The organism is Streptomyces sp. NPDC058375 (assembly GCF_042723425.1).
Classification (GTDB): Bacteria; Actinomycetota; Actinomycetes; order Streptomycetales; family Streptomycetaceae; genus Streptomyces; species Streptomyces durocortorensis.
On the sequence record NZ_JBHXJG010000077.1, the window covers coordinates 22,155 to 28,626 of the forward strand.

At 66.7% G+C, this 6,472-nt stretch carries 6 protein-coding genes; 3 read left to right on the top strand and 3 right to left on the bottom strand.

Translation table 11 applies throughout. The annotated features are described in order from the left end of the window. Positions 1–9 precede the first annotated feature (9 nt). Together ACFWM7_RS15460 and ACFWM7_RS15465 are read left to right on the top strand one after the other, a co-directional pair. Complete coding sequence (locus ACFWM7_RS15460) at positions 10–771, top strand: class I SAM-dependent methyltransferase (protein ID WP_383260449.1); 762 nt, start codon at positions 10–12, stop codon at positions 769–771. A gap of 309 nt (positions 772–1,080) precedes the next feature. Further along, positions 1,081–1,380, top strand: a complete 300-nt coding sequence (locus ACFWM7_RS15465; protein WP_383260451.1) for a hypothetical protein — start codon at positions 1,081–1,083, stop codon at positions 1,378–1,380. 456 nt (positions 1,381–1,836) lie between these two features. Here the strand turns inward: ACFWM7_RS15465 and ACFWM7_RS15470 are convergent, their stop codons facing one another. The 3 genes from ACFWM7_RS15470 to ACFWM7_RS15480 are packed head-to-tail and all read right to left on the bottom strand — an operon-like array spanning position 1,837 to position 4,553. Next, positions 1,837–2,601 carry an amino acid ABC transporter ATP-binding protein gene (locus tag ACFWM7_RS15470; protein WP_383260455.1) on the bottom strand — a complete coding sequence of 255 codons (765 nt, stop codon included), beginning with the start codon at positions 2,599–2,601 and terminating at the stop codon, positions 1,837–1,839. Next, the gene (locus tag ACFWM7_RS15475) at positions 2,598–3,560 is read right to left on the bottom strand and encodes an amino acid ABC transporter permease (protein WP_383260457.1); all 963 of its coding nucleotides are present in this window, start codon (positions 3,558–3,560) and stop codon (positions 2,598–2,600) included. Before ACFWM7_RS15475 ends, ACFWM7_RS15470 begins: the two co-directional genes overlap by 4 nt. A 42-nt stretch (positions 3,561–3,602) precedes the next feature. Continuing rightward, the gene (locus tag ACFWM7_RS15480; protein ID WP_383260462.1) at positions 3,603–4,553 is read right to left on the bottom strand and encodes an ABC transporter substrate-binding protein; all 951 of its coding nucleotides are present in this window, start codon (positions 4,551–4,553) and stop codon (positions 3,603–3,605) included. Between the two features lie 524 nt (positions 4,554–5,077). Here ACFWM7_RS15480 and ACFWM7_RS15485 point away from each other — a divergent pair. Continuing rightward, positions 5,078–6,331: an NADP-dependent malic enzyme gene (locus ACFWM7_RS15485; RefSeq protein ID WP_383260464.1), complete on the top strand. Its 1,254-nt coding sequence runs from the start codon at positions 5,078–5,080 to the stop codon at positions 6,329–6,331. Positions 6,332–6,472 lie beyond the last annotated feature (141 nt).

The following is a 6,472-nucleotide window of genomic DNA, read 5'->3' on the forward strand; positions in this document are numbered from 1 at the left end:
GAGGGTGACGTGACGGAGACGGCTACGGGAACCGACTGGCAGTCCTGGCAGAAGAGCTGGGACCGGCAGCAGGAGTGGTACATGCCCGACCGCGAGGAGCGGTTCCGGGTGATGCTGGACATGGTCGAGGCGGTCGTCGGACCGGAACCGCGGGTGCTCGACCTCGCCTGCGGTACGGGAAGTATTACGGACCGGCTCCTCAAGCGGTTCCCGAACGCCACGAGCACCGGCGTCGATCTCGACCCCGCGCTCCTGGCCATCGCCCGCGGCACCTTCGAGGGCGACGACCGGGTCACCTTCGTCACCGCCGACCTCAAGGACCCGGACTGGACGGCCCGGCTGCCCCACACCTCGTACGATGCCGTCCTCACCGCCACCGCCCTGCACTGGCTGCACAGTGAGCCGCTCGCCGCGCTCTACGGGCAGATCGGCGGCCTCGTCCGGGACGGCGGGGTGTTCATGAACGCCGACCGCACGATCGACACGGCCACCCCCCGCATCAACGCCGCCGAACGCGCCCACCGGCACGCCGCGATGGACCGGGCCAAGGCCGCCGGCGCGCTGGACTGGGCCGCCTGGTGGGCCGTCGCCGCGAAGGACCCGGTCCTCGCCGGGCCGACCGCCGAGCGGTTCGTGATCTACGGCGAGCACGCGGACGGGGAGATGCCCTCCGCCGACTGGCACGCCCGCACCCTGGTCGCCTCCGGCTTCGGTGAGGCGCGCGCGGTCTGGGCGTCGCCGTCGGACTCGCTGGTGCTCGCTGTGAAGTAGGCGGCCAAAGACTCTCGGCGAGGCGTGGTTCTCTGAATTATTGCTTCAGAGGGCGAGGTGATTCCGATGCTTCGCTGTGCCCAAATGGGTACGTATCGGAATCCTCGCGGACCATAAACTCTCCGTGGGTGTATTGATCCCCTGAGGTATCGGTGATCGGATGGCGCGAGGCCGTAGTACGGCTCAAACAGGGGAAGGTCTCGTATGAAATGTCGACCTCTGTCCGCAGCTCTCGCGCTGACCATCGCGGGAGCTGGGACGCTGCTCACGGTAAGTCCTGCCAATGCGGCGAGCACGAAAACGTGTGCCGTGGATCAGGGTGCCGTCTATGACATCTGCTTCGATGCCAACGGGGACAAGTTCACCGTGAACGATCTCCGCAAGGACGGCATGCGGGCTGTGGTGAAGTGGAAGGCGATGGACGGTTCGGGGCGAGTCGGCCAGTGTGCAGATACCGACGGCGCTCACAACGGTCCGAAGGTGTGCGACTACGACTTCATCGAAGGGCACAACAAGTACGTCGCCTTCCAGGGATTCGTGCAGGACGGGCCGCGCGGCAAGGCGCAGTTCCTCTCGTACTCCTACAACGGCTACATCAGCCCCAGGTGACCGGCGCCACCGAATTGATCTAGGGGGAACTCGTGAAGTTGAGGCATGGCGCGATGGTCGGGGCCGCTGCCGTAATGGCGTTCAGTGGATTGCCCGTATTCGTAGCAGGTGCACAGGCGGATCCGAGCTGTGTTGTCAGGGTCAGTGGTTCCACCAGCGGAAAGTCCTACACGGTGAAATCCACAAGCAATCCGTGCGGCAGGCAGGTCCGCGCGTATCTCGGGTGCATCAACCCGGACACGTTCTACCGGACGAAAAAATACGGGACGGCCTTCTCCGGAACCGGAACGAGCAAGGCGAAGTGCCACTCGGACGACACCATCGAGAAACGCGGGCACCAGGTGAATGTGCCCGGACAGGGATGGACGACATACATCCACTGACCGCATGAGTGAATGTGCCGGTATGGCCGGGGTCAACTCCCAGGCCTACCGGCACATTCGTGCCCGGCGACCCTCAGAGCACCTTCGACAGGAACGACTTCGTCCGGTCGTGCTGCGGGTTGGTCAGCACGTCGCGCGGGTGGCCCGACTCGACCACCACGCCGTCGTCCATGAAGACCAGTGCGTCGCCCACCTCGCGGGCGAAGCCCATTTCGTGGGTGACGACGATCATCGTCATGCCGTCCTCGGCCAACCCGCGCATGACGTCCAGGACGTCACCCACCAGCTCCGGGTCGAGCGCCGAGGTCGGCTCGTCGAAGAGCATCAGCTTCGGCTCCATGGCCAGCGCGCGGGCGATCGCCACGCGCTGCTGCTGACCGCCGGAGAGCTGCGAGGGGTAGTTCTTCGCCTTGTCGCCCAGACCCACCCGGTCCAGCAGCTTCTCGGCGCGGGCCCGGGCCACGGCCTTGGACTCGCCCTTGACCTGGACCGGGGCTTCCATGACGTTCTCGATCGCCGTCATGTGCGGGAACAGGTTGAACCGCTGGAAGACCATGCCGATATCGCGGCGCTGGGCCGCGACCTCCCGGTCCTTGAGCTCGTAGAGCTTGTCGCCCTTCTGCCGGTAGCCGACCAGCTGACCGTCGACGTAGAGACGCCCGCCGTTGATCTGCTCCAGGTGGTTGATGCACCGCAGGAAGGTGGACTTGCCGGAGCCCGACGGGCCGACCAGGCAGAACACCTCGCGGGGGGCCACCTCCAGGTCGATGCCCTTGAGGATGTGCGCTGCGCCGAAGGACTTGTGGACGCCCTCGGCCTTCACCATGGGGGTGGTCATGCCGAAACCCCTCCTCGGGAACCGCTCAGGGAGACCATCTTCATCTTGATCTTCTGCAACGGCGTCGGCGGCAGCTGCCGCAACGAGCCGCGGGCGTAGTGCCGCTCGACGTAGTACTGGCCGATGCTGAACACACTGGTCAGCGTCAGGTACCAGACGGAGGCGACCAGCAGGGTCTCCATGACGGCGAACGACGTGGAGCCGATGTTCTGCGCGGCCCGCAGCAGCTCCGTGTACTGGACGGCCGACACCAGGGACGAGGTCTTGAGCAGGTTGATGAACTCGTTGCCGCTCGGCGGCACGATCACCCGCATGGCCTGCGGAAGGACGATGCGCCGCATGGTCTTGCCGCTCGACATGCCCAGAGCGTGGGCCGCCTCGGTCTGGCCCTCGTCGACGGACTGGATGCCGGCCCGGACGATCTCCGCCATATAGGCGCCCTGGTTCAGGCCGAGGCCCAGCAGGGCGACCATGAACGGGGTCATGACGTCGACCATCTCGTCCTTGTAGAAACCAAGGTTGAGGATGGGGAAGATCAGCGCCAGGTTGAACCACAGCAGCAGCTGGACGTAGACCGGCGTGCCGCGGAAGAACCAGATGTAGAGCCAGGAGACGGCTCCGGTCACCGGATTCTTCGAGAGTCGCATGACGGCGAAGGTGATGCCGAGCACCAAGCCGATCAGCATCGAGAGGACGCTGATCAGCAGCGTCCGGCCCATGCCGGTGATGATCCGGTCGTCGAAGATCAGGTTGCCGACGGTGCCCCAGTTGACGTCACCCTGGGAAAACGAATAGACGAGCGTGCCGAGCAGGGCCAGGACGATGCCGCCGCTGAGCCAGCGGCCCGTGTGGCGTACCGGGATGGCCGTGATCTGCTCGGGGAGCTGGTGGCTCCCCTTTTCGGCCTCCGCGCCGGCTGGTGGCTGGTCGGAGGGGGGCTTGCTGAACTTGTCAGTCACGATGACTGCCCTTCGGTGAACGGGGAAGGCGTGGCCGCGGTCCTACTTGCCGGCGTTGATGGTCGCCTTGGTCACGGCGCTGTTCGTGACGTCCCACTTCTCCAGGACCTTCTTGTATTCACCGTTCTTGATGATCGCGTCCAGCGCTTCCTTGAGCGCGTCGCGCAGCTGGGTGTTGTCCTTGTCGACGGCGATGCCGAACGGACCGGCGTCGGTCTGGCCGCCGGCGACCTCGAAGTCCTTGCCGCCGCCCGCGGTCTTGGCGATGTGCGCGGCGACCGGGTAGTCGTTGAGGTCGGCGACCGCACCGCCGGACTTCACCCTGGTCTGCGCCTCGGCGTCGGTGTCGAACGCCTCGATCGTCAGCGTGCCCTTGCCGTCCTTCTTGCAGGTGGCGGCCTGCGCCTTGAACGTGTCGTGGTAGATCGTGCCGCGCTGCACGGCGACCTTCTTGCCGCACAGGTCGTCGAGGGACGTGATGTTCTGCGGGTTGCCCTTCTTGACCAGCAGCGAGACGCCGGAGGTGAAGTAGTCGACGAAGTCGACACCCGTGCCGGTCTTCTTGCCCGTGTCGTCCAGGCCCTCCTGGCGGGCCTTGGTGTCGCTCATGGCGGACATGACGATGTCCTGGCGCCCGGTGTTCAGCGACGAGATCAGGCCATCGAACGTACCGCTGGTGAACTGGAACGTGACACCCAGCTCCTTGCCGAGAGCGGCGGCGATGTCGGGGTCGATACCGACGATCTTGCCGCCCTCCTCGTACTCCATGGGGGCATAGGCGGCGTCGGTGCCGACCTTGATGACACGGGCCTTCTGGATCTTCTCGGGCAGCTTGGCGAAGAGCGGCGCGTCGGAGGACGTGGTCCCCTCCGACGTGCCGGAGTTCGTCTGGTCGCCACAGGCGGTCAGCAGCATGGTGCCGGCGACCGCGATGGCGCCGACCGCCGCGATCCGGGTCTTCGCGGTCGTACGACGCGTGATGCTTGCGGTCATGTCGGGATCCTCCGGCAGGTGAGGGATAGGTGCTGGTGGGCGGCTTGGCACGCACCTTCGAGTGTCGCCACCTTGTGTGATGACGGCATCCTGCCATTCGGACTGGCCCATCCAGGGGTCCAGCCATGTCAAAATCGGATAACGGGCGACCCCCGAACATCAACGGCCGGTACCTCGGGACCGGACCTTCTGTGGGGAATCAATCCCCACGCCGGAGAATCTTCGGCACGTCTCGACTCGTGGACGGCATTTATACCGGTTTGCCGACTTGTCCAGATATTCGACTATGAGTCACGTCACCGCGTCGATATGGACTCGTCCGTAACACCGTTCGTCCGGTAAGAAAGACGTTTACACCCCTCATCCGGGGCTCAGGGCGCGTGTGCGGCGCGCCCGCGCGTACGTACCTCTCCCTGCCGGGGCGGGCCAACCGCTCGGTGCGGGGCACGTACGCGGTGCCCGCCCACCCCTCCTCAACCAGGAGTGGCCACCCTCAAACGATGAAGACTTAAGGGGTCAACACCATGGCAGCGGAGATCGTCAATCCTCGCAGCGACAGCACCATCGACAGCGCCACCGACCGTGGCATCCAGCGCACGAGCGCGGCGGACACCGGGGCCGACGAGCCCTTCGATCCGGCCTTCGCCCTCCATCGGGGAGGGAAGATGGCTGTGCAGGCCACCGTCCCGATCCGGGACAAGGACGACCTCTCCCTGGCGTACACGCCCGGAGTGGCGAAAGTGTGCAGCGCCATCGCCGACAACCCCGAGCTCGTCCACGACTACACCTGGAAGTCCCAGGTCGTGGCCGTCGTGACGGACGGCACCGCCGTGCTCGGCCTCGGTGACATCGGGCCCGAGGCGTCCCTCCCCGTGATGGAGGGCAAGGCCATCCTCTTCAAGCAGTTCGGCGGCGTCGACGCGGTGCCGATCGCGCTCGCGACCACCGACGCCGACGAGATCGTCGACACCGTCGTCCGGCTCGCGCCCTCCTTCGGCGGGGTCAACCTCGAGGACATCTCGGCGCCCCGCTGCTTCGAGATCGAGCGCAAGCTCCAGGAGCGGCTGGACATCCCGGTCTTCCATGACGACCAGCACGGCACCGCGGTCGTCACGCTGGCCGCCCTGCGCAACGCCGCGAAGCTCTCCGGACGGACGCTCGGCGATCTGCGCGGCGTCATCTCCGGCGCGGGCGCGGCGGGCGTGGCCATCGCCAAGTTCCTGCTGGAGGCGGGGATCGGCGACATCGCGGTGGCCGACCGCAAGGGCATCGTCAGCCGCGACCGCGACGACCTCACCGAGGTCAAGCGCGAGCTGGCGGAGCTGACGAACCGGGCGGGCCTGTCCGGTTCGCTGGAGCAGGCGCTCGCCGGTGCGGACGTCTTCATCGGCGTCTCCGGCGGTACGGTCCCGGAGGCGGCGGTGGCCTCGATGGCGCCCGGTGCGTACGTCTTCGCCATGGCCAACCCGAACCCGGAGGTCCACCCGGAGATCGCGCACAAGTACGCGGCCGTGGTGGCGACCGGGCGGTCGGACTTCCCGAACCAGATCAACAACGTGCTGGCGTTCCCGGGCATCTTCGCCGGTGCGCTCCAGGTCCGGGCCTCGCGGATCACGGAGGGCATGAAGATCGCGGCGGCCAACGCGTTGGCCGACGTGGTCGGCGATGAGCTGGCGGCGGACTACGTGATCCCGTCCCCGTTCGACGAGCGGGTCGCGCCGGCGGTCACTGCGGCCGTTGCCGCGGCGGCGCGGGCGGAGGGTGTGGCTCGGCGCTGATGTGGCGTTGAGCGGTGTGTGATGGGGCGGGGCCTGTACTTGTACGGGCCCCGCCCTTGCGTTTCCGCCTTGCGGAGCTTTGAGCAGCGTGGGCCCGCACCAATCAAGCCCCTGCGGCGATTGCGGACCGGGGTCCGGGGC